Origin of the sequence: Mycobacterium sp. ST-F2 (genome assembly GCF_001905655.1) — a bacterium.
Taxonomy (GTDB): Bacteria; Actinomycetota; Actinomycetes; order Mycobacteriales; family Mycobacteriaceae; genus Mycobacterium.
This window is the reverse complement of the sequence record NZ_JMHT01000045.1, coordinates 1-26,195: the sequence shown is the minus strand read 5'-3', so window position 1 is coordinate 26,195 and position 26,195 is coordinate 1. Positions and strand designations below refer to the sequence as shown.

27 protein-coding genes and 1 pseudogene are annotated in these 26,195 nt (G+C 67.8%); 21 read left to right on the top strand and 7 right to left on the bottom strand.

Translation table 11 applies throughout. From position 1 onward, the window contains the following. The first annotated feature begins 479 nt into the window (after positions 1 to 479). Genes EB75_RS17205 through EB75_RS17195 form a run of 3 tightly spaced genes read left to right on the top strand, consistent with a single transcriptional unit; the run spans position 480 to position 3,402 of the window. On the top strand, positions 480 to 2,075 hold the full coding sequence (locus tag EB75_RS17205) for a sugar transferase (protein WP_083612367.1): 1,596 nt from the start codon (positions 480 to 482) through the stop codon (positions 2,073 to 2,075). After that, on the top strand, positions 2,072 to 2,866 hold the full coding sequence (locus EB75_RS17200) for a biotin--[acetyl-CoA-carboxylase] ligase (RefSeq protein WP_502689381.1): 795 nt from the start codon (positions 2,072 to 2,074) through the stop codon (positions 2,864 to 2,866). Before EB75_RS17205 ends, EB75_RS17200 begins: the two co-directional genes overlap by 4 nt. 17 nt (positions 2,867 to 2,883) lie before the next feature. Beyond that, positions 2,884 to 3,402 carry a PH domain-containing protein gene (locus tag EB75_RS17195; protein WP_073696556.1) on the top strand — a complete coding sequence of 173 codons (519 nt, stop codon included), beginning with the start codon at positions 2,884 to 2,886 and terminating at the stop codon, positions 3,400 to 3,402. On the opposite strand, the pseudogene EB75_RS17190 reads toward EB75_RS17195, so the two are convergent. After that, positions 3,357 to 4,015 (bottom strand): annotated as a pseudogene (locus EB75_RS17190) (GtrA family protein). The gene EB75_RS17195 and the pseudogene EB75_RS17190 overlap by 46 nt on opposite strands. A gap of 84 nt (positions 4,016 to 4,099) precedes the next feature. On the opposite strand from EB75_RS17190, the gene EB75_RS17185 reads away from it, so the two are divergent. The 4 genes from EB75_RS17185 to EB75_RS17170 are packed head-to-tail and all read left to right on the top strand — an operon-like array spanning position 4,100 to position 7,878. Next, positions 4,100 to 5,317 (top strand): 5-(carboxyamino)imidazole ribonucleotide synthase, encoded by a 1,218-nt coding sequence (locus EB75_RS17185; RefSeq protein WP_073696555.1) that lies wholly within the window; start codon positions 4,100 to 4,102, stop codon positions 5,315 to 5,317. Beyond that, entirely contained in the window at positions 5,310 to 5,825 is a 516-nt protein-coding gene (gene purE, locus EB75_RS17180; protein ID WP_061000797.1) for a 5-(carboxyamino)imidazole ribonucleotide mutase, read from the top strand. The genes EB75_RS17185 and purE overlap by 8 nt, the downstream gene beginning before the upstream one ends. Positions 5,826 to 5,836: 11 nt before the next feature. Beyond that, positions 5,837 to 6,661 carry a class I SAM-dependent methyltransferase gene (locus EB75_RS17175; RefSeq protein ID WP_061000759.1) on the top strand — a complete coding sequence of 275 codons (825 nt, stop codon included), beginning with the start codon at positions 5,837 to 5,839 and terminating at the stop codon, positions 6,659 to 6,661. Positions 6,662 to 6,717: 56 nt separating this feature from the next. Continuing rightward, positions 6,718 to 7,878, top strand: coding sequence for an acyl-CoA dehydrogenase (locus EB75_RS17170; RefSeq protein WP_073696554.1), 1,161 nt, complete (start codon positions 6,718 to 6,720; stop codon positions 7,876 to 7,878). 9 nt (positions 7,879 to 7,887) lie between these two features. On the opposite strand, the gene EB75_RS17165 is transcribed toward EB75_RS17170, so the two are convergent. Next, entirely contained in the window at positions 7,888 to 8,616 is a 729-nt protein-coding gene (locus EB75_RS17165; protein WP_135355358.1) for a TIGR03089 family protein, read from the bottom strand. A gap of 2 nt (positions 8,617 to 8,618) precedes the next feature. Next, positions 8,619 to 10,055, bottom strand: a complete 1,437-nt coding sequence (locus EB75_RS17160; protein WP_174557687.1) for an LCP family protein — start codon at positions 10,053 to 10,055, stop codon at positions 8,619 to 8,621. Between the two features lie 135 nt (positions 10,056 to 10,190). Between EB75_RS17160 and EB75_RS17155 the strand changes: the two genes are divergently transcribed. Continuing rightward, complete coding sequence (locus tag EB75_RS17155) at positions 10,191 to 11,108, top strand: glycosyltransferase family 2 protein (protein WP_073696551.1); 918 nt, start codon at positions 10,191 to 10,193, stop codon at positions 11,106 to 11,108. A gap of 50 nt (positions 11,109 to 11,158) precedes the next feature. Further along, positions 11,159 to 12,235 carry a mannose-1-phosphate guanylyltransferase gene (gene manB, locus EB75_RS17150; RefSeq protein WP_020102906.1) on the top strand — a complete coding sequence of 359 codons (1,077 nt, stop codon included), beginning with the start codon at positions 11,159 to 11,161 and terminating at the stop codon, positions 12,233 to 12,235. On the opposite strand, the gene EB75_RS17145 is transcribed toward manB, so the two are convergent. From EB75_RS17145 to cofD, 3 genes are read right to left on the bottom strand one after another with little or no spacing between them, the layout of a single operon-like run. Beyond that, a complete protein-coding gene (locus EB75_RS17145; RefSeq protein ID WP_073696550.1) occupies positions 12,217 to 12,762 on the bottom strand; it encodes an NUDIX hydrolase in 546 nt (181 codons plus the stop codon). The two genes, manB and EB75_RS17145, sit on opposite strands and share 19 nt — an antisense overlap. Further along, on the bottom strand, positions 12,759 to 14,108 hold the full coding sequence (locus EB75_RS17140) for a coenzyme F420-0:L-glutamate ligase (protein ID WP_073696549.1): 1,350 nt from the start codon (positions 14,106 to 14,108) through the stop codon (positions 12,759 to 12,761). The genes EB75_RS17145 and EB75_RS17140 overlap by 4 nt, the downstream gene beginning before the upstream one ends. Further along, positions 14,105 to 15,097: a 2-phospho-L-lactate transferase gene (gene cofD / locus EB75_RS17135; RefSeq protein WP_073696548.1), complete on the bottom strand. Its 993-nt coding sequence runs from the start codon at positions 15,095 to 15,097 to the stop codon at positions 14,105 to 14,107. Before cofD ends, EB75_RS17140 begins: the two co-directional genes overlap by 4 nt. Before the next feature lie 536 nt (positions 15,098 to 15,633). Here cofD and EB75_RS17130 point away from each other — a divergent pair. Then, positions 15,634 to 15,897, top strand: coding sequence for a WhiB family transcriptional regulator (locus tag EB75_RS17130; protein WP_174557686.1), 264 nt, complete (start codon positions 15,634 to 15,636; stop codon positions 15,895 to 15,897). 23 nt (positions 15,898 to 15,920) lie between these two features. On the opposite strand, the gene EB75_RS17125 is transcribed toward EB75_RS17130, so the two are convergent. Continuing rightward, a complete protein-coding gene (locus tag EB75_RS17125; RefSeq protein WP_073696558.1) occupies positions 15,921 to 16,343 on the bottom strand; it encodes a metallopeptidase family protein in 423 nt (140 codons plus the stop codon). 119 nt (positions 16,344 to 16,462) lie between these two features. Between EB75_RS17125 and EB75_RS17120 the strand changes: the two genes are divergently transcribed. The 11 genes from EB75_RS17120 to EB75_RS17070 form a co-directional block, all read left to right on the top strand. Then, positions 16,463 to 16,894, top strand: a complete 432-nt coding sequence (locus EB75_RS17120; RefSeq protein ID WP_073696547.1) for a DUF3499 domain-containing protein — start codon at positions 16,463 to 16,465, stop codon at positions 16,892 to 16,894. 117 nt (positions 16,895 to 17,011) lie between these two features. Then, positions 17,012 to 18,400, top strand: a complete 1,389-nt coding sequence (locus EB75_RS17115; RefSeq protein ID WP_073696546.1) for a phosphomannomutase/phosphoglucomutase — start codon at positions 17,012 to 17,014, stop codon at positions 18,398 to 18,400. Further along, on the top strand, positions 18,397 to 19,494 hold the full coding sequence (locus EB75_RS17110; protein WP_073696545.1) for a TobH protein: 1,098 nt from the start codon (positions 18,397 to 18,399) through the stop codon (positions 19,492 to 19,494). Before EB75_RS17115 ends, EB75_RS17110 begins: the two co-directional genes overlap by 4 nt. Continuing rightward, a complete protein-coding gene (gene manA / locus EB75_RS17105) occupies positions 19,494 to 20,720 on the top strand; it encodes a mannose-6-phosphate isomerase, class I (RefSeq protein ID WP_073696544.1) in 1,227 nt (408 codons plus the stop codon). The genes EB75_RS17110 and manA overlap by 1 nt, the downstream gene beginning before the upstream one ends. Positions 20,721 to 20,742: 22 nt before the next feature. Then, a complete protein-coding gene (locus EB75_RS17100) occupies positions 20,743 to 21,654 on the top strand; it encodes a cation diffusion facilitator family transporter (protein ID WP_073696543.1) in 912 nt (303 codons plus the stop codon). Between the two features lie 108 nt (positions 21,655 to 21,762). Further along, complete coding sequence (locus tag EB75_RS17095; protein WP_073696542.1) at positions 21,763 to 22,986, top strand: alkane 1-monooxygenase; 1,224 nt, start codon at positions 21,763 to 21,765, stop codon at positions 22,984 to 22,986. 2 nt (positions 22,987 to 22,988) lie between these two features. Continuing rightward, a complete protein-coding gene (locus EB75_RS17090) occupies positions 22,989 to 23,192 on the top strand; it encodes a rubredoxin (protein ID WP_073696541.1) in 204 nt (67 codons plus the stop codon). After that, positions 23,189 to 23,374, top strand: a complete 186-nt coding sequence (locus EB75_RS17085; RefSeq protein ID WP_020102918.1) for a rubredoxin — start codon at positions 23,189 to 23,191, stop codon at positions 23,372 to 23,374. Before EB75_RS17090 ends, EB75_RS17085 begins: the two co-directional genes overlap by 4 nt. Then, positions 23,371 to 24,027, top strand: a complete 657-nt coding sequence (alkX, locus tag EB75_RS17080) for a TetR family transcriptional regulator AlkX (RefSeq protein ID WP_073696540.1) — start codon at positions 23,371 to 23,373, stop codon at positions 24,025 to 24,027. Before EB75_RS17085 ends, alkX begins: the two co-directional genes overlap by 4 nt. Before the next feature lie 95 nt (positions 24,028 to 24,122). Next, complete coding sequence (ahcY, locus tag EB75_RS17075; protein ID WP_073696539.1) at positions 24,123 to 25,583, top strand: adenosylhomocysteinase; 1,461 nt, start codon at positions 24,123 to 24,125, stop codon at positions 25,581 to 25,583. A gap of 125 nt (positions 25,584 to 25,708) precedes the next feature. Further along, positions 25,709 to 26,195: CocE/NonD family hydrolase (locus EB75_RS17070; RefSeq protein WP_168176061.1), on the top strand; the 487-nt coding region annotated here is incomplete at its 3' end.

Genomic DNA, 26,195 nt, shown 5'->3' with positions numbered 1-26,195 from the left:
CACAGGCCGACAGCAGCTGACCGTTCTACACCCTCAATCATGAAGAGCCCTCAATCCCCCCACCCAACTATTGGTCATTCGGACGTTGTCTTGGTCTATCGGATGTTTCCCCGGCGACGCAAAGGATACCGGAAGTGGGCTCCGACACTATTCACGGCGACGCGGGGCAATTCTTTGCGAAGTCTCGTGAAAGGCCTGTAACCAGCTGACCATCGGTGCCGCCATTTGCCGTAGCGGCAACCGCCTGCAGCATACACGTAATCCGGGGGTAGTCGTTTGCGGTGGGACATGCGCCAACCTGTGAGATTGACGCATGTGTAGATACCGCGACGGCTTTTCCGCTGGTCGTCGACAATTTGCCGGTACGAGCGCGCTCGGACGTATGTCGACCTGCGTCGACCGGGCCCTTTGCGGATGCCCGGCGGCTGTCGGGTCTCGCGGCAGATCCTTTGCCGCAAGGTGTGCGAACGCCGGTTGTCATGTATTGTTTCGCTCGGCGAGCAAGCGGAGTCGGGAACTTTATTGGTTTGCCAATAGCAAACATAGGGAGCACTCAATTGATCAACGTGCCATCGGTGGACACCGCGCCGCCTGCCGCTGATTGGAAGAGCCCGACAGTCGCGACCAGCACGACGACCGTCGTGCGGCCCAGTCGGCAGTGGCGTTCCGGTTACGCACGCAAGCTCGTGGTGGGCGACACCATCGTCGTCGTCTTCGCGGTCGGCGTCGCGTACTGGCTGCGTTTCAACGTGCTCCCGGTGACCGGCTACGCGGTGCTCGACTATCCCGTCGTGTCCTCGCTCGTCATCATCGGCTGGCTGCTGGCGCTCGCCGTATGCCGCACGCGGTCGCCGAGGGTCGTCGGCGAGGGCGCCGAGGAGTACCGCCGGGTCGTGGTCGCCACGCTCAGCGTGTTCAGCGGGATCGCGATCGTGTCGATGCTGCTCAAACTCGAGATCGCCCGAGGCTACCTCGCGATCGCCCTGCCCCTCGGCATCGTCGGGCTGATCCTGTGCCGCATGATCGCCCGCCGCTTCGTGGTGACCGCGCGCCGTAAGCACGGGGCGTACGTCACGCCGGTCGTCGCCGTCGGCGACGTGCGGGCCGTGCGCGGGCTTGCGCAGTCCATGGCCCGCATGGGCGAGTCGGGTTACGAGGTCGTGGGTGCGTGCATCACCGGCGGATACTCGCGCGATGTTCTCGAGATCCCCAAGGTGGGCCAGATTCCGGTGTACGGGAACGAGAAGTCCGTGGTCCGGGCGGTCGAGCAGACCTCGGCCGACACCGTCGCCCTGACGGCGACCGAGCACCTCGGGCCCGGTGGTATTCGCGACTTGTCCTGGGACCTGGAGAAGCTCGACGTCGATCTCGTGATCTCGCCGGGAATGGCCGACGTCGCCGGCCCCCGTCTGATGATGCGCCCGGTGGCGGGTCTTCCATTGATTCACGTCGAGAAGCCGCAGTACAACGGGACGAAGCGCTTCGAGAAGCGAGCATTCGACGTCATCTTCTCGCTGTTCGTCCTGACGGTGACGGCTCCGTTGCTGCTGCTGATCGCGATCGCGATCAAGCTGACGAGCCCCGGTCCCGTGTTCTACCTGTCCGAACGAATCGGTTTGGACGGCAAGCCGTTCCGGATGATCAAGTTCCGCACAATGGTGGTCGACGCCGACAAGCAGGTCGACGACCTCGCCGACCTCAACGAGAGCGTCGGGGGCGTGCTCTTCAAGATGCGCGACGACCCCCGCGTGACGTCGCTGGGTCGCGTACTGCGGCGATACAGCCTGGATGAGATCCCGCAGTTCATCAACGTGGTACTCCGCGACATGAGTGTCGTCGGGCCGCGACCCCCGCTGCTGCGTGAGGTCGAGTCCTACGACCACGAGGTGAAGCGACGGCTGCTGGTGCGGCCGGGCATCACCGGACTGTGGCAGGTCAGCGGGCGGTCCGACCTCTCATGGGAGGAGTCGGTCCGGTTGGACCTCTTCTACGTGGAGAACTGGTCGATGACCTCCGACTTGGTCATCGTGACGAAGACGTTCCACGCGATGCTCGGTCACTCCGGCGCGTATTGACGATGGAGCGGCTCGACGCGGCCGCGCTGAGTGAGGCGCTCAGCGGGGTCGCCAGCAGGGTCGACGTCGTCGCGGAAACCGGTTCCACGAATGCCGATCTCGTGGCGCGAGCGGCCGCGGGGGAGGACCTGCGCGGCGTCGTTCTCGTTGCGGAGAGTCAGACCGCGGGCCGGGGCCGTAACGGGCGCTCCTGGACATCGGGCGCGGGCAGTCAACTCGCGATGTCGATCGGTGTCGACGTCGACGGAGTGCCTCGCGATTCGTGGGGCTGGGTGCCCCTGCTGACGGGGATCGCCGTCTGCGAAGCCGCCGCCGCAGCCGGTGCCGGCGTCGGGCTGAAATGGCCAAACGACGTGTTGGCCACGCCGCCGGCAGCGGGCAAGGTGGCGGGGATCCTGGCCGAGGTGCCCTCGACGTCCCCCGCGCCGTCCATCGTCGTCGGAGTCGGGGTCAACGTCGCGTTTCCGGCCGATGCACTACCGGACCCGAACGCTACGGCGCTCAATCTCCTCGGCGGCGCGTGCACTCGGCACGATCTGGTGATCGCCCTCGTCGAGGGTGTCACGCGGTGGTGCGCGCGGCTGCGTGAGCCCGTGAGCGAGGACCTCATCGCCGACTACGGCCGACACAGCCTGACGATAGGGGCACGGGTCCGTGCAACGCTTCCCGGTGATCGCGAGGTGGTCGGGGACGCGGTCGGCGTCGACGAGTTCGGTCGGCTGCGTATCGCCACGGGTGCCGACGTCAGCGTGGTGTCCGCCGGCGACATCGTGCATCTGCGCCCCGTCTGACCGTTAGAGTCGCACCCGTGGGGTATCCGGAGAACGTCCTGGCGGCCGACGAGCGGGTGGTTCTGCACCGTCATCCGCACTGGAAGCGGCTGATCGGTCCGGTACTCGTGCTGCTCCTGGCGACGGCGTTGGCGGCCTTCGGCGCGGCGGTGGTCTACAACGCCGGCTGGAGTCCGGTTGCCACCAACGTCGTGCTCGGCGTCATCGCCGCGGTGTGGCTCGTCGTCATCGGCTGGCTGACCATCTGGCCGTTTCTCAATTGGCGCTCAACGCATTTCGTCATCACCGACCGCCGGGTGATGTTCCGGCACGGACTGCTGACACGCTCCGGCATCGACATCCCGCTGGCGCGCATCAACAGCGTCGAGTTCCGCCACGGGCTGCTGGACCGCATGCTGCGCACGGGGACGCTGCTGATCGAGTCGGCGAGCCAGGATCCCCTCGAGTTCCACGACATTCCCCTAGTGGAACGCGTGCACTCGCTGCTGTATCACGAGGTCTTCGACACCCTGGGGTCGGACGAGTCGCCCAGCTGATCGGGGCGCCGCGGGCGCAGGGGAGTCACGGTGCCCGGCGCTGCTGGCTCTCCTCGAACTCGTCCTCGAGGACCTCGGCGATGCCACCGGCGGTGAGCGTCGCCTCGATCGCCTTCTCCGGGTTGCGCGCGAACTCGTCGGGGAACACCCACCGACGGAACGCCCAGAAACGGAACGCCATCTGCAGCAGGTTGCCGATGATGTACGCCGAGACGAAGTCGGCGAGGTTCTCGGTGAACAGCGACACCTCGGGCACCCGCAGCAGCAGCACGTAGCTCGAGATCCACAGCGGTGCCATCGCCAGCACGACGCCGACGCCGCTGACTCCGAAGAACAGCAGCGCCTCGTGATGGCGCTCACGGCCGCCGCGGTCGCGGAAGCTCCACTCGCGATTCAGGATGTACGACGCGATCACGGCCACGACGCCGGCGATGATCTTCGCCGTGACGGGCTTCGGTTCGAGGACGGTCAGCTTCAGCGTGAAGAAGATCGCGGAGTCGATGATGAAGGTGGTACCACCCACGATCGCGAACTTGATGAGCTCGTGGTGCCTCTCGGCGAAGGGCCGGACCACACGGGGAAGCCGCGCGATGGTGGCATCGGTGAAAGACACAAGGAGCGAGTCTACGGAAACAAGGCGGTGAACGTGTACCCGCGCAGGTGGCGGTAGCCGGGGACGCCGACGGCCCATGACAACATGGGCGTCGTGAACGCACCCCCAGTCGTGGCGATGATCGGAGGCGGTCAGCTCGCCAGGATGACCCATCAGGCGGCGATCGCGCTCGGCCAGACCCTGCGGGTCCTGGCGACGTCGCCGGGCGAGTCCGCGGCGCAGGTCACACCCGACGTGGTGCTCGGCGAGCACACCGACCTCGCTGCGCTGCGCCGCGTCGCGGAGGGCGCGTCGGCCCTGACCTTCGACCACGAGCACGTGCCGGGACCGCTGCTGGAGGCGCTGGTGGCCGACGGCGTCAACGTCGCTCCGCCCCCGCAGGCGCTGATCCACGCCCAGGACAAGCTGGTGATGCGGCACAAGCTAGCCGAACTCGGGGCACCGATCCCGCGGTTCGCCGAGGCGACCTCGGTGGCCGACGTCGACGCGTTCGCCGAGCGGATCGGCGGTCCGATCGTGGTCAAGGCCGCTCGGGGCGGCTACGACGGCCGCGGTGTCACGCTGGCGCGCGACCTCGCCGACGCCCGCGCGGTGACCGAGCGCTATCTGGCCGACGGCGTCGCAGTGCTGCTCGAGGAGCGCGTCGATTTGAAACGCGAGCTCGCGGCGCTGGTCGCGCGGTCGCCATTCGGTCAGGGTGCGTCCTGGCCCGTCGTGCACACCGTCCAGGAGGATGGCATCTGCGTCGAGGTCGTCGCGCCGGCGCCGCAGCTGCACGCCGCGGTGGCGACGGCGGCCGAACAGCTCGCGCTGCGGATCGCCGATGAGCTCGGTGTGGTCGGCGTGCTGGCGGTCGAGCTCTTCGAGACGGTCGACGGTGACCTGGTGGTCAACGAGCTGGCCATGCGGCCGCACAACTCCGGGCACTGGAGCATGGACGGCGCGACGACGAGCCAGTTCGAGCAGCACCTACGCGCGGTCCTGGACTACCCGCTGGGGTCGACGGCACCGCTGGCGCCGGTGACGGTGATGGCGAACGTGCTCGGCGCGCCGACTCAGCCGGCGATGACGATGGACGAGCGCCTGCACCACCTGTTCGGCCGGCTGCCCGAGGCCCGGGTGCACCTGTACGGCAAGGGGGAGCGGCCTGGCCGCAAGATCGGTCACGTCAACATCGTCGGCGCGCCGGGCGGCTCGCTCGACGACGAGGACTACGTGGCCGACGTGCGCGAGCGCGCCGTCCGGGCCGCGCATTGGTTGTCGCACGCTGAGTGGACCGACGGATGGAGTGGACATGAGTGAACGCGCGGGAGGCCCCCGGGTCGGCCTGATCATGGGCAGTGACAGCGACTGGTCGGTGATGGAGGACGCGGCCACCGCGCTCGCCGAGTTCGAGGTGCCGTTCGAGGTCGGCGTGGTGTCGGCGCACCGCACGCCGCAGCGCATGCTCGACTACGCCAAGTCCGCCGCGGACCGCGGCGTCGAGGTGATCATCGCCGGCGCCGGTGGCGCCGCGCACCTGCCCGGCATGGTGGCGTCGGCCACTCCGCTGCCGGTGATCGGGGTTCCGGTGCCGCTGGCCCGCCTCGACGGCATGGACTCGTTGCTGTCGATCGTGCAGATGCCCGCCGGCGTGCCGGTGGCCACGGTGTCGATCGGCGGCGCGCGCAACGCGGGCCTGCTGGCGGTACGCATCCTGGGGTCGGCCGATGCCGCGCTGCGGGCCCGGATGCAGCGCTTCCAGGCGGACCTGGAGCAGATGGTGCTCGACAAGGACGAGGCGCTACGGAATCGGTTGCTGGGCAAGTAAGCTCACGATCGATGAAATCTTCATTCGCGCGGTACCGCAGCGTCGGCCACAAACTCGTCACGGGATTCATGGAGCCGGAGGTGCTCCTGGTCGCCGGTGCGCTGGACGAGGCCCAGCGGGCCAGGTCCGTCGGCGGCGCGGTCGCCGAGATCGGCGTGCACCACGGCAAGCTGTTCATCGGCCTGAACCTGCTGCAGCGGGACGACGAAAAGTCCGTTGCCATCGACATTTTCGGCGACCAGGACCTCAACATCGACGGTTCCGGGGCCGGTGATCTGGCGAAGTTCACCAGCAACGTCGACGTCTGGTCGTCCATGGACAGCGTGGTGATCCACCAGGGTGACTCCACGAAGCTGACCCCCGAGGTGCTGCTGGAGGAGGCCGGCGGGCCCGTCCGGTTCTTCAGCGTCGACGGTGGCCACACCGAGGAGATCGTCTACAGCGACATGCAGCTGGCCGAGGCGACCCTGGCCGACGGCGGCATCGTCATCGCCGACGACGTCTTCAACGAGTTCTGGCCCGGCGTGGCGGTGGGCACGCTCAAGTATCTCGATGACGGCGCCGGCCTGGCCCCGTTCGCGATCGGCTTCAACAAGGTGTTCTTCACCCAGCCGGAGTTCTGCGACTACTACCAGGCCGAACTCGAATCGGCGGCACACCGCTCGGCCCGCATCCAGCACACCACCTCGGTTTTCGCCGGGCACCCGGTGCTGCTGCTGGGCCCCGTGACGGCCGTCGACGTGCTGCGCCGCAGCGAGACGTTGCGCACCGTCTATCACCGCACTTACCGCGAGCTGGTCCGTGGGCTGCAGAAGGTGTCGGGTCAGGGGCGGTAAAGTTACCGGCGAGTAGCACCCCGCATCTCGCCACATGGGCAGGCAAGGAGCCATCAATGTCTATCGGTAACCCGTCATTCGATCTGTTTCAGCTGCCGGAAGAGCATCAGGAGCTGCGTGCCGCCATCCGGGCCCTGGCCGAGAAGGAGATCGCCCCGTTTGCCGCCGAGGTCGACGAGCAGGCCCGGTTCCCGCAGGAGGCCAGTGACGCGCTGACCGCGTCGGGCTTCAACGCCGTGCACGTGCCCGAGGAATTCGGTGGCCAGGGCGCGGACTCGGTCGCCGCCTGCATCGTCATCGAGGAAGTGGCCCGGGTCGACGTGTCGGCGTCGCTGATCCCCGCGGTCAACAAGCTCGGCACCATGGGCCTGATCCTGAACGGCTCCGACGATCTCAAGCGCAAGGTGCTGCCCGATTTGGTTGATGGCGCGCTTGCTTCTTATGCGCTGTCTGAGCGGGAGGCCGGCAGCGATGCCGCAGCGATGCGCACGCGCGCCAAGGCCGACGGTGACGACTGGATCCTCAACGGCGCCAAGGCGTGGATCACCAACGGTGGCAAGTCGAGCTGGTACACCGTGATGGCCGTGACCGACCCCGACAAGGGCGCCAACGGCATTTCGGCGTTCATGGTGCACATCGACGACGAGGGCTTCTCCATCGGCCCCAAGGAGCGCAAGCTCGGCATCAAGGGTTCGCCGACCACCGAGCTGTACTTCGAGAACTGCCGCATCCCGGGTGACCGCATCATCGGCGAGCCGGGCACGGGCTTCAAGACCGCGCTGGCGACGCTGGATCACACCCGTCCGACCATCGGTGCGCAGGCCGTCGGTGTGGCGCAGGGTGCACTGGACGCCGCGATCGCCTACACCAAGGACCGCAAGCAGTTCGGCAAGGCGATCAGCCAGTTCCAGGGTGTCGAGTTCATGATCGCGGACATGGCGATGAAGACCGAGGCGGCCCGCCTGATGGTCTACAACGCCGCGGCCCGCGCCGAGCGTGGTGAGGGCAACCTGGGCTTCATCTCGGCGGCGTCGAAGTGTTTCGCCTCGGATGTGGCGATGGAGGTGACCACCAACGCCGTGCAGTTGTTCGGCGGTGCCGGTTACACCGTGGACTTCCCGGTGGAGCGCATGATGCGCGATGCCAAGATCACCCAGATCTACGAGGGCACCAACCAGATTCAGCGGGTCGTGATGTCCCGCGCCCTGCTGCGCTGACGTCAGGCGCTACAGGTCGGCAGTGACCTTCTCCGTCGCGCGGCGCCGCTCCAACGCGCCCGCGTCGGGGTTGGCCACCTGCACCAGGGAGGCGCCGCCGGCGAACACCGTCAGCAGATTGGCGACGAGTTCGTCTGGGCTGCCCCACGCGGCCGTCGACAGCAGCCGGGTGCCGGTGGTGAATCCCTTTGCCGCCGCACCGTTGCGGGCCGCGGCGAGGACATCGTCGACCGAGCGGTCGGCCAGGGCCGGACCAGGGTTCCGTTCGGGCACGATCTGATCGCCGTGCACCCGAACGGATGTCGCGTAGTCGGTGACGCCGATCGGTAGGTCGGGGACCGGCTTGCCGAACGGATCGAGCGACAGTACGACGACTTCGCCTGCACCGGTCTCGTCGGCCGCGTCGATGCGATCGGCCGTGCACAGCGCGATATCGCAGCCGGATGGGATCGATTCTCCGGCTGTGTCTTTCAGCAAGACTTCCGCGCCGATGTACCAGATGCCGAACAACACGCCGGCCGTCTGCCAGTGCGCGGGCAGCAGCACCGCGACCCGGCTGCCCGGACCTGCGCCGAGTTCGTCACGCAACAGGTTGGCGGTCTTGGCGGCCCAGTTGCTCAGTGTCACCGCCGACAGCTCGATGCGCTCGCCGGTGGCATCGTCGTAGTAGGTGATGCGCGGCCCGGCCGGGTCGTCACGCAGCAACGGGTCGAGGATCGCGCTGGACAGGTTGGTCACGGTCAGTCCACGCACTTGGGGTCGGCCGCGCCCGCGGTGATGATGGGTGACGGCGGGACCTGGGTGGTGGTGCCGGAATCGGTGGTGTCGGAGGCGGATTGCGTCACGGTGTGGCTACCGCCGTCCAGGCCGGAACCAGGGCCCGCGTAGTCGTGCGAAAGCACGACCCGCACCGCGCCGCTCGGCACGGAGGCGTTCTCCACCACCGGCAGATTGCCCAGCTGTTCGGCGATGGCCTTGGCTCCGAGGTCGTCGGACTTCGCGGCCTGGATCTGGCTCGACGTCACGTGGTCGGCCTCGTTGTTGCCGACTTTGCCTGCGACGAAGCCCTTTTCGGTGAGGACCTCCGACACCGCCGCGGCCAGTCCGTTGATGTCACTGTCGTTGACGACGTCGACGGTGGTGTTGCCGGGGGTGTACGCGAGCTTCTCGGTCTTGCCCTCGGCCTGGTCCTGCAGCAGACCGGCCACCCACTGCTGCACCTGTGCGGGGTCGACGCGCACGACGCTCTGGGTGCCGTCGTCGCTCCAGCCGTCCTCGGCGAGCACCGGGATGGTGGCGAACGCGACGTTGCCGCCCGCCAGCTTCTGCATCTGCTGGACGAAATCCATGATGTCCCAACCATCGGACAGCACCACCGACCGCTGCACGGCGCTGCGGAGCCGGCTCAGGGTGCTGGGGCTGGACAGCGTCTGCCCGGAGATGATGTCGTGCGCCAGCGACGCCATGAAGACCTGCTGGCGCGTCACCCGGTCCAGGTCGCCGCGGGGCAGATCGTGCCGCTGCCGCACGAAGCTCAGGGCCTGCGGGCCGTTGAGTTTCTGCCAGCCCGCCGGGAAGTTGGCGCCCGACAACGGTTCGTCGACGGCGTTCTTCAGACACACGTTGACGCCGCCGAGGGCGTCGGTGATCAAGGCGAAGCCCAGCAACCCGACCTCGGCGTAGTGATCGACGGTCACGCCTGTGAGCTTTGCCACGGTTTTGATGAGCGCCTCGCGGCCGGCCTCGACGGCTTTCGGCTCGGCGGTGGCGGCGTCCTCACCCTGCTCCTCGACGAGTTCCTTCATCTTCTCGAGCTTCACCTGACCGAAGACACCGTTGATCTTGGTCTTGCCCAGCCCCGGCGCCTGCACATAGGAGTCGCGCGGGATGGAGATGGCGGTGGCCGAGCGCCCGTTGTTGGGGATGCGCACCAGGATGATGGTGTCGGTGTTGGTGGACACGTCGTCGCCGGCGCGCAGCGTCGCGAGTTCTTCCTCTGACAAGGGATTTCCGTGCGCGTCGGTACGGCTGTCCATACCCACCAGGAGGATGTCGACGGCACCGTCGTCGCCCCCGCCGCCGAGGGCCGCGGTGCTGATGCGGTTGATGCCGGATTCCAGCGAACGCAGGCTGCTCCAGGCCACGCCGGTGCCCACCATCACGAGCACCGTCGTCATGACGGCGAGGATGCGGAACAGTCGACCTGGCACCAGGACAGGCTACTGGTGAGCGCTTGCCGTGGCCGGTAGCCCGGGGTTCGGCGGGTCACACCCTGGTGCGGGTACGGCCGTCGGCCCGCTAACCTCTAGGCCGTGATCGAGCAGCCATCCGTACCGCAATCGGATCGCCCGCTGCTCGTGGTGACGGTGACGTATTCACCCGGCGCGCATCTGGACCGTTTCCTGAAGACGCTGGCCCACGCGACGGAACGCCGCCTGCTGGTGGTGATGGCCGACAACGGATCGACCGACGGCGCGCCCGAGGCCGCCCTGGAGCGCTACGCCGACGTCGAGTTATTCCGTACCGGTGGCAACCTCGGCTACGGCACCGCGGTGAACCGTGCCGTGTCGGCCTACCTCGACACGCCCGACAGCATCGTCGACCAGGAGTTCTTCGTCGTGGTCAACCCCGATGTGCAGTGGGGGCCCAACAGCATCGACGAGTTGTTCGCCGGGGCGGCACGGTGGCCGGCGGCCGGCGCCGTGGGCCCGCTGATCCGTGACCCCGACGGCTCGGTGTATCCGTCGGCGCGGCATCAGCCGAGCCTGATCCGCGGCGGCATGCATGCCGTGGTGGGCCCGTTCTGGAAATCCAACCCGTGGACGGCGGCCTACCGCCAGGACCGGCTGGAGCCCAGTGAACGCGCCGTCGGCTGGTTGTCGGGCTCGTGTCTGTTGTTGCGCACCAAGGCGTTCCGGCAGATCGGCGGATTCGACGAGAACTACTTCATGTACATGGAGGACGTCGACCTCGGGGACCGGCTGGCGCACGCAGGCTGGCAGAACGTGTACGTCCCGGCCGCCGAAATCCTGCACGACAAGGGACATTCCACAGGACGGGACCCGGCCCGCAATCTGGCCGCGCACCACCGCAGTACCTATACATTCCTTGCCGACCGGCATCCGCACTGGTGGCAGGCCCCGCTGCGGTGGACCATCAAGTCGGCGCTGAACGCGCGCGAACGCGCGGTGGTGGGCAATTCCAGGCGCAAGCGCCGTCGGGCGAACTAGGCTACCGGCGATGACCTCGAGGCTTGAAAGGACGCGAGTTGAGTGACGCGGTGAATCCGGTTGACGTCGACGCGGTCATCCTGGTGGGTGGGCAGGGCACCCGGCTGCGCCCGCTGACCCTCTCGGCGCCCAAGCCGATGCTGCCGACGGCGGGAGTGCCGTTCCTGTCCCACCTGCTCGCCCGGATCGCGGCCGCGGGTATCCGCCATGTGGTGCTGGGTACCTCGTACAAGGCCGAGGTCTTCGAGGCGGAATTCGGCGACGGCTCCAAGCTGGGCCTGGAGATCGAGTACGTGGTCGAGGAGGAGGCCCGGGGCACCGGTGGCGGTATCGCCAACGTGGCGCCCAAGCTGCGCCACCCGACCGCCATGGTGTTCAACGGTGACGTGCTCTCCGGGCTGGATCTCGGTGCGATGGTCGCCAGCCACCGCGAGCGGCAGGCCGACGTCACGCTGCACCTCGTGCGGGTGAGCGACCCGCGCGCGTTCGGTTGTGTGCCAACCGATTCCGAGGGCGTGGTGACGGCGTTCCTGGAGAAGACGCAGGACCCGCCGACCGATCAGATCAACGCGGGCTGCTATCTGTTCCAGCGTGCGGTGATCGATGAGATCCCCACCGGCCGTGAGGTATCGGTCGAACGCGAGGTGTTCCCGAAGCTGTTGTCCGACGGTTTCAAGGTGTGCGGTTACGTCGACGCCAGCTACTGGCGTGACATGGGCACGCCCGACGACTTCGTCCGTGGCTCAGCGGATCTGGTGCGCGGTATCGCACCGTCGCCGGTACTCGACGGGCACCGCGGCGAGAGCCTGGTGCACGAGGGTGCCGCGGTGGCGCCCGGTGCGCTGCTGATCGGCGGGACAGTGGTGGGCCGCGGCGCGGAGATCGGCGCCGGCGCCCGGCTGGACGGTGCGGTGATCTTCGACGGCGTCAAGATCGAGGCCGGGTCGGTGATCGAGCGGTCCATCGTCGGGTTCGGCGCCCGGATCGGCCCGCGGGCGCTGATCCGTGACGGCGTCATCGGCGACGGCGCCAACATCGGCGCCCGCTGCGAGCTGCTGCGCGGTGCGCGGGTGTGGCCGGGGGTCACCATCCCCGACGGCGGTATTCGCTACTCCACGGACGTCTGAGCGGCCCGCGCGAGCCGCTGCAGACCCGGGTCCGGGTCCGGCAGCGCGTCCAGCGGCCACCACTGCAGATCCAGTGACTCATCGCTGCAGTGAATTTCGGCGTCCTGCGGCGCGACAGCCAGATATTGCACGTCGAGATGCCGCGTCGGGACGCCCAGCGAGCACGTCAGCGCGTGGACGTGCAACGCCGCGGGCAACTCGGCGATCTGCAGTCCGGTGATGCCGGATTCCTCGGTCGCCTCGCGTAGTGCCGCGGCGCGGATGTCGGTGTCGACGTCCTCGCAGTGCCCACCCAGCTGCACCCAGCGGCCCAACCGCGGGTGCAGGGTGAGCAACGCCTTGGTCCGGGTGTGGTCGAGTACGAGCGCCGACGCGGTGATGTGGCCGGGTACGCAGGCGCGCCGGCAGGCGTCGGGGCGGGCCGCGACGAACGCCGCGACGGCGTGCCGGAGGGTGTCCTGATCGGCGTCGGGCGCCGGCCAGTCGTGCAGCGCGGTCAACACCGAATCGTGCAGCGAGTCGCTCATCGCCGGATCAGCAGTTCGTCGGTCGGCACCGGCGGCCGTGGCCGACGGGGCTCATCGCTCTCCGGGAAGTGGCCGATGGCGATGGCGCCCAACGGTTCCCAGTCGGCCGGCAGCTCGAGCTCGGCGCGCACGATGTCGCCGGCGAAGATCGTCGACCCGATCCAGCAGCTGCCGACGTCGCGCGCCGCCAGGGCCACCAGGAGTCCCTGCACGGCCGCGCCAACCGCGACGGTGAACATGGTGTGCTCGGCTTCGGTACGGGCCGCGTCCGGATAGCTGTGTGCGCCATCGGGGACCAGGAACGGGATGACGAATTCCGGTGCGTCGTACAGAATCTGGCCGCGGCCCACACGCCGGTCGACGGAGTCGGCGGGCCGCCCATCGGCGGTCAGGTCGGTGCGCCACTTGTCTTTCATGCGGTCCAGCAAGCGGATTCGGGTGTCGTGGTCCTGCACCCAGACGAACCGGACCGGGCGGGTGTGGTGCGGTGCGGGCGCGGTGAGCGCCTCGGCCACGGAGTCCTCGATGAGTTCCGGTGCCACGGGCTCGGCGCTGAAGGTGCGCACCGAACGGCGCATCAACTGCGCCTGCCTGCGGCCCAGTGCCAGTGCTTCCTCGGTGCCCAGCCAGAACAGATCGTCCTGACCGGCGCGCACCAGGGTCCGGCCGTTCGAGCCGTCGTCGCGCGGTGACAGGCCCCGCACCACGGCGACCGGGATGCCGGTCAGCTTGCCCTTGACCAGGTCGGCGGCGGCCGCGATCTCGTCGGCGACGGCCACCTCGGTCACCAGCAGCTCGTTGCCGTGGGTGTCCTGGACGCCGGAATACCCGTGCAGCACGGCCAGTCCGGCGGCGCCGATGGCGGCATCGATCTGCCCGTTGCGCCAGGCCCGGCCCATGGTGTCGGTGATGACGACGCCGACGGTCACGCCGAGCCGCTCGGCCAGGCCGGCCCGCAGCCGGGCCGCGCTGCCGTCGGGGTCGACCGGCAGTAGCGCCAATTCGGTTGTGCTGACGTTGGATCCGTCGACGCCGGCCGCCGCCTGGACCAGCCCGATGGCGTTCTCGGTGATCAGGGTGCGGCCCTTGCGGGCCAACACGCGCACGGCCTCGTCGTCGATCAGCCTGCGCCGCAGGGCGTCCCGTTCGTCGGGGTCGGTCGGCGCGGCGACGATCCGGCCCTCGGACTTCGACAGCACCTTGCTGGTGACCACCAGCACGTCGTCGTCGCGCAGCCAGGGGGCGGCGGCGGCGATGACGGCGGCCACGTCGTCACCGGGCCGGAACTCGGGAAGCCCCGGCACCGGAAGGATTTCGACGGCGGCCGCGGCCCCATGTTCAGTCACAGCTGGATTCCGGCGAGTTGCAGTCCGGCCCGGACCATCTCGGCCGTCGCCGCCGGATCGGTCATCAGCAGCGGTACGGCTTTGACGTTCACCCCGTCGATCTCGGCGTGGTCACCCTCGTCGATGAGCCAGCCGTCGAGGATGCCGGTCGCGCTGCGGGCGCCGTAGTGCGTGCCCACGGCCTCCGACGTGCTGTCGACGCCGATCACCTTGAGGCAGTCATCGGCCATCCCGCGCAACGGCTTTCCGGCGACGATGGGGGAATACCCGACCACCTGTGCCGGGGTGGACCGCAGCGCGCTGCGCAGGCCGGGCACCGCCAGGATCGAGCCGATGCTGACGACCGGATTCGAGGGGGCCAGCAGCACGACGTCGGCGCCGGCGATGGCGTCGGCGACTCCCGGTGCGGCCTTTGCCTTCTCGGTGCCGATGAACGCGAAGCTGTGGGTGGGGATTTGGGCGCGGTAGCGCACCCACCATTCCTGGAAGTGGATGGCGCGCTGATTGCCCGATTCGGGATCGGTTACCACCACGTGGGTTTCGCTGCGGTCGTCGCTGGCGGGCAGCAGCCGGGCGCCGGGCTGCCAGCGGTCGCACAACGCCTCGGTCACCTGGGACAGCGGGTAGCCGGCCCGCAGCATCTGGCTGCGCACCAGGTGCGTGGCCAGGTCGCGGTCGCCGAGCCCGAACCAGTCCGGTTGCACGCCGTACGCCGCGAGCTCTTCCTTGGCATGCCAGGTCTCGTCGCGGTGTCCCCAGCCGCGTTCGGGGTCGATACCCCCGCCGAGGGTGTACATGCAGGTGTCGAGGTCGGGGCAGATGCGGACGCCGAACATCCAGGCGTCGTCGCCGACATTGACGATCGCGGTGAGCTCGTGCGGCGAGGGGTCCGCACCGGGTTCGGCGAATTGACCCAACCCCAGCAGTTTCTGGACGCCGAGCAGAAACCGAGCGCCGCCGACGCCACCGACCAGAACCGTCACCTTCACGTCGACTCACCCTAGGCGATGACGCGCGGGCGGAATGACGCGCCCGGACGGCAATTTGGCGCGCAGCAAACTTAAAACCTCAGTATTCACTTGAGTAACAGCCGCATCAGTTATCGCCATTTCCAACTACGTTGTGCGGCAGCGTGTTATTGGTCACTATCGCGACACGCCGCGGTAACGACGCGCCGTAATCAGGTCACAAGATGGTAGGAAATGCGCTTCATCCGCTTGACCGTGGCAGCTAACCCGTGTGTAATCACAACAGTGTCATTCCCGGTTTGTTTACCGGTTCCGGTGCAGCAGACCGAGATTCGACCGTTTGTTCGAATATTGTTCGCCACTCACGGCACGCAGGGCAAGTAGTTGGACTCCGTTTTGAGAACTACGTAAAGCAGGGGAGGAGGCGGCAAATGTCTTACGAACACGCAGATTTCGATCACGTGGTGCAATTCGACGGGCGGATGCTCGGCTCTGTTGGGACCGCACCGCACACGAACACCGGACCCGTTCAGCACGTCGTCGCCGGACGGCCGCAGCTGAGTCTGGTGCCCGATCACATCGACAACGAACCCGAGCTCACGGAAGACCAGTGGCAGGAGCGTGCCCTGTGCGCGCAAACCGACCCCGAGGCCTTCTTCCCTGAGAAGGGTGGCTCGACCCGCGAAGCCAAGCGCATCTGCCAGGGCTGCGAGGTGCGCGACGCGTGCCTCGAGTACGCCTTGGCGCACGACGAGCGCTTCGGCATCTGGGGCGGTCTGTCGGAGCGCGAGCGCCGGCGGATCAAGCGCGGCGTCATCTGACACACCGCGGGTAGATCGACCGACTAGTCGTCAATGATGGTCGGGTCGATCACCGACGGTTCAACGCCGAGATAAGTGGCTACCTGCGCCACGAGAATTTCGTGCAGAAGGTCGGCGAGGTCAACGGAGTCCTTCGCCCGCCGTTCAATGGGCTTGCGGAACAAGACGATTCGCGCCCGTGTCGAATTACCCCGAACGTCCACGCCGGCCGGGATGAGCCGCGCCAGCGCCACCGGCCCGTCGGCGATCACCTCGGGCGGCCACTGGATGGCATCGGGATCCTTGGGGGAGATCCGCGGAATCTCGTCGACGGCGACGTCGAGTCCGGACACCCGATTGCGCCACCGGCGCTCGATGGGTTCGTAGGCCTCGAGGACCGCCATGTCGAATCGCTCGGCGCGACTGCGCCATCCGGGAACGGTCGGGGGGAGTAGCGGGCCGCGCATGCCGCGACGGCGGCGCACACGCGAGTGGGCCATCGGCCGATAGTAACGGTTGGAGATCGACGTGCCCGCGACGCGCGTGTCCGGCAGTGGGCGCGTCGGCGGCGCGATAATCTCGCCGAGTGAATGTTCCCCGTCGCTGCTGCCGGCCAGGTTGCCCGCACTACGCCGTGGCGACGCTGACGTTTGTCTATTCGGATTCCACGGCAGTCGTAGGTCCGTTGGCCACCGCGTCGGAGCCGCATTCGTGGGACCTGTGCGTCTCGCACGCCAGCCGCATCACCGCGCCGCGGGGGTGGGAGCTGGTCCGCCACGCCGGTCCGCTGCCCACACCGTCGGACGACGACGACCTCGTCGCGCTCGCCGACGCGGTGCGGGAAGGTCGCGACTCGCCATCCCGCGGTGGCATCCCAACGGGTTTCACCGATCCGTTGCCCGGCAGCCAGGCCGGTGCCCATGGCGGCACCGTCATGGCCCCGCCCGCGCCGCGCACGCAACACAACGGACGGCGGCGTGGCCATCTGCGGGTGTTGCCGGATCCGCCTGAGAGTTAACGGCTCAAGTCCTACCGAACCCCACCGACCGTCCCCGGGCAGATGGGCCAGCCGATAGGCTGACTGTCACAGACCCTCGGTATGAAGTGGTCTGCGAACGACGACATCGGGAGGGCTATGTCTCGGCCTGCTGCCTCTGTACAGCGCGTCATCAAGGCATATGACGTACGCGGGTTGGTCGGCGAGGAGATCGACGAGTCCTTCGTCGCCGACGTCGGCGGTGCGTTCGGCCGGTTGATGCGCGCCGAGGGCGCCACCCGGGTCGCGGTCGGTTACGACATGCGGCCGAGCTCACCGTCACTGGCCGCGGCGTTCGCCGGCGGTGTCACGGCGCAAGGTCTGGACGTGGTCCGCATCGGGCTGGCGTCGACCGATCAGCTCTACTTCGCCTCCGGTCTGCTGGACTGCCCAGGGGCCATGTTCACCGCCAGTCACAACCCGGCGGCGTACAACGGCATCAAGTTGTGCCGCGCGGGCGCCAAGCCCGTGGGTAAGGACACCGGTCTCACCGACATCAGCAATGAGGTCATCGACGGGGTGCCCGGCTACGACGGCGCCGCAGGCACCATTGAGGACCGTGACGTACTTGCCGAGTACGGCGCCTTCCTGCGTTCGCTGGTCGACGTGTCGGCGCTGCGTCCGCTGCGGGTCTCGGTCGACGCCGGAAACGGCATGGGCGGTCACACCACGCCCGAGGTGCTGGGCACCGTCTCCTCGATTTCGTTGCTGCCGTTGTACTTCGAGCTCGACGGCACGTTCCCCAACCACGAGGCCAACCCGCTGGACCCGGCCAACCTGGTGGATCTGCAGAAGCACGTCGTCGAGAACGGTGCCGACATCGGCCTGGCCTTCGACGGCGACGCCGACCGCTGCTTCGTCGTCGACGAGAAGGGTGACCCCGTGTCGCCGTCGGCGGTGACGGCGCTGGTCGCCGACCGTGAGCTGGCGCGGGAAGCGGGCGCCACCGTCATCCACAACCTGATCACCTCGCGGGCGGTGCCCGAGCTGATCGCCGAGCGCGGCGGCACGGCAGTGCGCTCGCGCGTCGGCCACTCGTACATCAAGGCGCTGATGGCCGAGAGCAACGCGATCTTCGGCGGCGAGCATTCGGCGCATTACTATTTCCGCGATTTCTGGGGTGCCGACTCCGGCATGCTGGCCGCGCTGCACGTGCTGGCGGCGCTCGGGGAACAGGACCGGCCGCTGTCGGAGCTGATGGCCAAGTACCAGCGTTATGAGGCGTCCGGCGAGATCAACTTCACCGTCGCCGACGCGCCGGCCTGTGTCCAGGCTGTCCTCACGTCGTACGGCAACGAGATCGCCTCGACCGACGAACTCGACGGCGTGACCGTCGACCTCGGCGACGGCCGCTGGTTCAACCTGCGCACCTCCAATACCGAGCCGCTGCTGCGACTCAACGTCGAATCGCGCACCCGCGAGGAGGTCGACCAGATCGTCGACCACATCGCGGCACAGATCGCGACCAGTAGTGGGTCGCTGCCATGAGTGCCGCCCCGGCGACCCTGGACCTCGATGATGTCGACGGTCTGATCGCCGCCGATCGCGACGGCCTGCTGCGAGCGGCGTCGATGGCCGGCGCGCAGACTCGTGCGGTCGCCGCGGCACTCACAGAAGGCGAACTCGACGACCTGCGCTCGGATCAGCGGCCGCGGACCGTCACCTGGGTGTGCGGCCGTGGGGCGTCCGGCGCGCCCGGTGCGGCGGGGGCCGTGCTGGCCGCGGCGCTGGGTGGGTCGTCGTCGATCCCGCTCGTGGTCACCCCTGACGTGCCGCCGTGGATCGGCGCGCTCGACGTCGTCGTGGTGGCCGGAGACGACGCCGCCGATCCGGCGCTGGTGACCGCGGTCGCCACCGGGGTCCGCCGGGGAGCACGGGTGATCGTGGTGGCGCCCAACGACGGTCCGCTGCGCGATGCCGCCGCCGGTCGTGCGGTGGTGCTGCCGCCGCGGCTGTCGGTGCCCGACGACTTCGGTCTCACCCGCTACCTGGCCGCGGGGCTCGCCACGATGATGGTCGTCGACCCCGCGCTGCGCATCGACCTCGATGCGCTGGCCGACGAACTGGACGCCGAGGCCCTGCGCAACAGCGCGGCCCGCGAGATTTTCACCAACCCGGCCAAGAACCTGGCCGAGCGGATGTCCGGCCGGCAGGTGGTGCTGGCCGGTGAGGGCGCCGCGATGCTGGCGCTGGTCCGTCATGCCGCGACGGTGCTGCTGCGGGTGGCCCACCAACTGGTGACCGCGACCGGCGGCGCCGACGCGCTGGTGGCGTTGCACGGCGGGCTGGGCCGGCAGACCGTCGAAATGTCTTACGAGGATTCACTTTTCCACGACCCCGAGATCGACGGGCCCGTGCCGGCCCGGGTCCGCACCGTGGTGCTGTGTGCCGACGAGGAGCGCCCCGGCGTGATCGCCAGGATGGACGCGCTCGGTGGCGATGTCGACGTGCTCAGCGCCGATGACGTGCCCGACGCAGGGCTGCAGGTGCCGGGCAGTCGCTTGGAACAACAGATCGCGATGCTGGCGGTCCGGCTGGAGATGACGGCCGTGTACCTGAAACTGGTTCGAGGTCAGACATAGTGCATCTGCTACGAGGCGCGGTGCGGAACTACGCCTGGGGATCGCGTACCGCCCTGGCCGATTTCGCCGGAAGACCCAGTCCCACAGCACATCCCGAGGCCGAACTGTGGCTGGGGGCGCACCCGGGCGACCCGGCGCGGCTGGAGACGGCCGACGGGGAGGTGTCGCTGCTGGAGGTCATCCGGGCCGATCCGGTCGGCGAGCTGGGGCCCGAGGTGCAGGCCCGGTTCGGCGACGCGCTGCCGTTCCTGGCGAAGGTGCTGGCCGCCGACGAACCACTGTCGCTGCAGGCGCACCCCAGTGCGGAGCAGGCCGCGGAGGGGTTCAATCGTGAAGAGCGCCAGGGCATTGCCGTCAACGCTCGTAATCGCAACTATCGGGATCGCAGCCACAAGCCCGAGTTGATCGTGGCCCTGGGTCCGTTCGAGGCGCTTGCCGGGTTCCGGCCGGTGGCCCGCACCGTGGCGTTGATGCGGGCCCTGGCGGTGTCGGATCTCGACCCGTACATCAACCTGCTGGCCGGCCAGTCGGACGCCGCCGGACTGCGTGCGGTGTTCACCACCTGGATCACCCTGCCGCAGCCTGACCTCGACGTGCTGGTGCCGTCCGTCCTCGACGGTGCGGTGAACTACATCCGTTCGGGTGCAACCGAATTCGCGGCCGAGGCCAAGACCGTGCTCGAACTCGGCGAGCGGTACCCGGGCGATGCCGGGGTGCTGGCCGCCATGCTGCTCAACCGCATCAGCCTGGTCGCGGGGGAGGGCATCTACCTCCCCGCCGGTAACCTGCACGCCTACCTGCACGGCATCGGGTTCGAGGTCATGGCCAACTCCGACAACGTATTACGCGGTGGTCTGACGCCCAAGCACGTGGATGTACCGGAACTGCTCAGGGTGCTCGACTTCACCCCGACGGACGGCGGGCCGATCCATCCACGGCCGGCCGATGACGGTGTCGAGGAGGTTTTCGACACTCCCGCACCGGAGTTCGCGGTGTCGATCCTGCGCATCGGTGAGGATCGGCTGGGCACTGCGGTCGAGGTGCCCAAGGGGCACGCCGGCCCGCAGATTCTGCTGGGCACGCAAGGCCGGGTGCAGGTGCATTCCGCGGGCGGCGAGCTGACCCTGAACAAGGGGGCCGCGGTCTGGATCGCCGCCGGGGAGGGTCCCGTGCGGCTGGTGGCCGACGAGCCGTCGACGGTGTTCCGTGCGACGGTGGGCATCTAACCAATCTACGAAAGGGCAGGTCATGTCGGCCTCGGGGAGTGCGCGCGCGATCATTGCGGCGCTGTTGGCCAATGCCGGGATCGCGGCGGCGAAGTTCGTCGGCTTCCTGATCACGGGCAGTTCGTCGATGCTCGCGGAGTCGGTGCACTCGCTGGCGGACACGTCCAACCAGGGTCTGCTGCTGTGGGGGCAGCGGCAGGCGCGCAAGGACGCCGACCATCTGCATCCGTTCGGCTACGGGCGCAGCCGCTACTTCTACTCGTTCGTGGTGGCGCTGGTGCTGTTCAGCCTGGGCGCGGTGTTCGCGCTGTATGAGGGCTACCACAAGATCAGCCACCCGGAGCCACTGTCCTCGCCCGTGGTCGCCGTCGCGATTCTGGTCGTGGCGATCGGCCTCGAGGGCTACAGCTTCTGGACCGCGGTGAAGGAATCGCGTCCGCTCAAGGGTTCCGGCAGCTGGTGGCGGTTCATCCGCACCTCGCGTAACCCGGAGCTGCCCGTCGTGCTGCTGGAGGACAGCGGCGCGCTGATCGGTCTGGTTCTCGCCCTCGGCGGCGTGGGCCTGTCGATGCTGACGGGTGACCCGGTGTGGGACGGCATCGGTACCGCGGCCATCGGTGTGCTGCTCGGCGTCATCGCGGTGGTGCTGATGGTCGAGATGAAGAGCCTGCTGATCGGTGAAGGTGCGACGGTGGACGAGACCGGCGCCATCCGCGGCGCCCTGGAACAGACGGCGCACGTCGACCGCGTCATCCACCTGCGCACCCAGTACCTGGGGCCGGAGGAGATGCTGGTCGGTGTGAAGGTGGCGCTGGCCCCCGAGACCGATCTGGAGACCGTCGCCGCGACCATCGATGCCGCCGAGGTGGCGATCCGCGCCGCGGTGCCGAACGCGCGCATCATCTACATCGAGCCTGACCTCTACCGAGGCTGACGCCGCCGAACTCCGTTTTACAAAATCACCTCCATTGTCTAGACCGGCGACAAAACGCGATCTATAGTCAAGACCACGAATTGTCGGCCGACCAATGGAGGTGGACCAGTGTCAGTTGAGGCATCCGACGTCAACGTCGAGCAGTGGCGGGATCGCAAGCGCTATCTGTGGCTCATGGGCCTGATTGCCCCGACGGCGGGGTTCGTGATGCTGCCGGTGACCTGGGCGGTGAATCAGGCCGGCTGGCACACCGCGGCACAGATTCCGTTGTGGATCGGCCCGCTGCTGGTCTACATCGTGCTTCCGCTGCTGGACCTCAAGTTCGGCCCGGACGGGCAGAACCCGCCGGATGAGGTCATGGTGCACCTCGAGAACGACAAGTACTACCGCTACTGCACCTACGCCTACATCCCGTTCCAGTACGCCACCCTGATCACGGGCGCCTATCTGTTCACCGCGCATGACCTGAGCTGGCTCGGCTTCGAGGGCGGACTGGGCTGGGTCGGCAAGATCGGCATCACGCTCTCGGTGGGTGCCTTGGCCGGTATCGGCATCAACACCGCCCACGAATTGGGGCACAAGAAGGACGAGCTGGAACGCTGGCTGGCGAAAATCACTCTGGCGCAGTCGTTTTACGGCCACTTCTACATCGAGCACAATCGTGGACACCACGTCCGCGTCGCCACTCCCGAGGATCCGGCGTCGGGTCGGTTCGGCGAGACGTTCTGGGAGTTCCTGCCCCGGACCGTCTGGGGCAGCCTCCGTTCCTCGTTGGAGCTGGAAGCACAGCGCATCCGCCGACTGGGCCGCAGCCCCTGGGATCCGCGGACCTATCTGCGCAATGACGTCCTCAATTCCTGGCTGATGTCGGTCGTGCTCTTCGGTGCGCTGATCGCGGTGTTCGGGCCGGCGGTCATCCCGTTCCTGGTTGTCCAGGCGGTGTACGGCTTCTCACTGCTGGAATCGGTGAACTACCTGGAGCACTACGGCCTGCTGCGGCAGAAGACCGAGAGCGGCCGCTACGAGCGCTGCGCTCCGAAGCACAGCTGGAACTCCGACCACCTCGTCACCAACCTGTTCCTCTACCACCTGCAGCGGCACAGCGACCATCACGCCAACCCGACGCGTCGCTACCAGACGTTGCGCAGTCTGGACGGGGCGCCCAACCTGCCGAGCGGCTACGCCTCCCTGATCGGCCTGACGTACATCCCGCCGCTGTGGCGCAAGTTGATGGACCACCGGGTGCTCGAGCACTACGACGGCGACATCACCAAGGTCAACATCCACCCGCGGGTGCGCGACAAGGTGCTGGCTAAGTACGGGGTGGCCTGAGCATGAGTGCGTACCAGTGCCCGGGCTGTGGCTACGTCTACGACGACGCCAAAGGGGCTCCGCGTGAAGGATTTCCGGCCGGCACGTCGTGGGACGATGTTCCCGACGATTGGTGCTGCCCCGATTGCGCGGTCCGCGAGAAGGTCGATTTCGAGGTCCTGGCGAGCGAAGCGACGGGAAGTGGCAAGGGAGGAGTGAGTTCATGAGCGAGCCGTTCAAGAAGTTCGTGTGTCTGCAGTGCGGCTTCGAGTACGACGAGGAGAAGGGCTGGCCGGAGGACGGCATCGCGCCCGGCACCCGCTGGGCCGACATCCCCGAGGACTGGAGCTGCCCGGACTGCGGCGCCGCCAAGTCCGACTTCGACATGGTGGAGGTCGTGGCGTCGTGACCGCCGCGGCCTCAGTACCGGACGGACCCGCGGCGCCGCGCACTGCGGCACCGCGGGTGCCGTACGCCGAGGCATCGCGCGTTCTGCTGCGGCACTCGATCCTGGACGGCATGCGCGAGCTGTTGCTGGCCAAGGACTGGTCGTCGATCACGCTGTCCGACGTCGCCCGCGCGGCGGGAATCAGCCGGCAGACCATCTACAACGAATTCGGCTCCCGGCAGGGCCTCGCCGAGGGTTATGCGATGCGGCTCGCCGACCGTCTGGTCGACGCCGTCGAGCAGGCCATCCATGACAACGTCGGTGACATCCACGCGGCGTTCCTGCAGGGCTTCCGGATGTTCTTCACCGAATCAGCGTCCGACCCGTTGGTCATCTCGCTGCTGACGGGTGTTGCCAAGCCGGACCTGCTGCAGATCATCACCACCGACAGTGCGCCGATCATCTCGCACTGTTCGGCACGTCTGACCGACATCTTCCGTGGCAGCTGGGTGGGGACCGCTGACGAGGACGCCGGAGTGCTGGCCCGAGCGATCGTCCGGCTGGCCATCAGTTATGTGTCGATGCCGCCGGAAGCGGATCACGATGTGGCCGCTGACCTGGCCCGGCTCATGACGCCGTTCGCCGAACGTTACGGTAGTGGGGATACCCCGTAGCCGTCAGCGCGCCAGCCACGTTCATGGTGCCTGTCCCGCGAGCCCGCAGGCCATGGGGTCACTCCAGTAGAACGAAATGAATGGGGCTCTAATCCATGACGGAACTGAAGGCAGACGTCCGTAACGGCATCGACTACAAGGTCGCCGACCTGTCCGAGGCCGAGTTCGGCCGCAAGGAAATTCGCCTCGCCGAGCACGAGATGCCCGGCTTGATGGCGCTGCGTCGCGAATACCACGACGTGCAGCCGCTCAAGGGCGCGCGCATCTCCGGCTCGCTGCACATGACCGTGCAGACCGCGGTGCTGATCGAGACGCTGACCGCTCTCGGTGCCGAGGTGCGCTGGGCGTCGTGCAACATCTTCTCCACCCAGGACCACGCGGCCGCGGCCGTCGTCGTCGGCCCGCACGGCACCGTCGAGGAGCCCCAGGGCACCCCGGTGTTCGCCTGGAAGGGCGAGACGCTGGAGGAATACTGGTGGTGCGCCGAGCAGATGCTCACCTGGGACGGCGAGCCGTGCAACATGATCCTGGACGACGGCGGCGACGCCACCATGCTGGTGCTGCGCGGTGCGCAGTGGGAGAAGGCGGGCGTCGTGCCCCCGGCCGAGGAAGACGACTCGGCTGAGTGGAAGGTCTTCCTGGAGCTCGTGCGCAACGGCTTCGAGAACGACAAGACCAAGTGGACCAAGATCGCCGAGTCGGTCAAGGGCGTCACCGAGGAGACCACCACCGGCGTGCTGCGCTTGTACCAGTTCGCCGCTGCCGGTGAGCTGGCGTTCCCGGCCATCAACGTCAACGACTCGGTCACCAAGAGCAAGTTCGACAACAAGTACGGCACCCGCCACTCGCTGATCGACGGCATCAACCGCGGCACCGACGTGCTGATCGGTGGCAAGAAGGTGCTGATCTGTGGCTACGGCGACGTCGGCAAGGGCTGTGCCGAGTCGATGGCCGGCCAGGGCGCGCGGGTGTCCGTCACCGAGATCGACCCGATCAACGCGCTGCAGGCGCTGATGGACGGCTTCGACGTCGTCACCGTCGAGCAGGGCATCGCCGACGCCGACATCGTCATCACCGCCACCGGCAACTTCGACATCATCCTGCTCGAGCACATGAAGGCCATGAAGAACCAGGCCATCCTGGGCAACATCGGCCACTTCGACAATGAGATCGACATGGCGGCGCTCGAGAAGTCCGGCGCCACCAAGCTGAACATCAAGCCGCAGGTGGACCTGTGGACCTTCGGTGACACCGGCAAGTCGATCATCGTGCTGTCCGAGGGCCGTCTGCTCAACCTGGGCAACGCCACCGGCCACCCGTCGTTCGTGATGTCGAACTCGTTCTCCAACCAGGTCATCGCCCAGATCGAGCTGTGGACCAAGAACGACGAGTACGACAACGAGGTCTACCGCCTGGCCAAGCACCTCGACGAGAAGGTCGCGCGCATCCACGTCGAGGCTCTCGGCGGCACGCTCACCAAGCTCAGCAAGGAGCAGGCCGAGTACATCGGCGTCGACGTCGACGGCCCGTACAAGCCGGAGCACTACCGCTACTGATTCCTGACGTTCGCGAAGCCCTCATTTCCCGCGTGAAATGGGGGTTTTCGCGTCTTTCGGCGCGACGTGCGGTCACCCGATAGCGTGGCGGGGTGCGCTCACTGATGCGCTGGACAGCGCTCGCGATGGTGCTGATGCTGGCTGCGTGCGGCTCGAACCAGCCGGTTTCGCGATTCCCTGCTGCGGCCGGTCGTGGGCCGTGCGCCGTCGAGACTTCGCGCGATGTCGGTGCCACCATGCGTGACGGGGTGGTGCTGCGGGCCGACGTCTACCGTCCCAAGACCGCCGACCCCGTACCGGTGCTGCTGATGCGGACGCAGTACGGAAAGTCCGGGGCACAGACCTCGCCGGAGCGCTACCAGCCGCCGGACTGGTTCGCGTCGCAGTGCTATCTCGTTGTGGTGCAAGATGTTCGGGGCCAGGGCAGTTCCGGCGGGGTGTTCAGCGAGTTCACCAACGACATGGCCGACGGCTACGACACCGTCGAGTGGGCTGCCGGCCTGCCGGGGGCGAATGGCAAGGTCGGCATGTACGGATCGTCGTATGTCGGTGCGACGCAATGGCTTGCGGCGGTGACGGGCCCGCCGCACCTGACGACCATCGTGCCCGCCT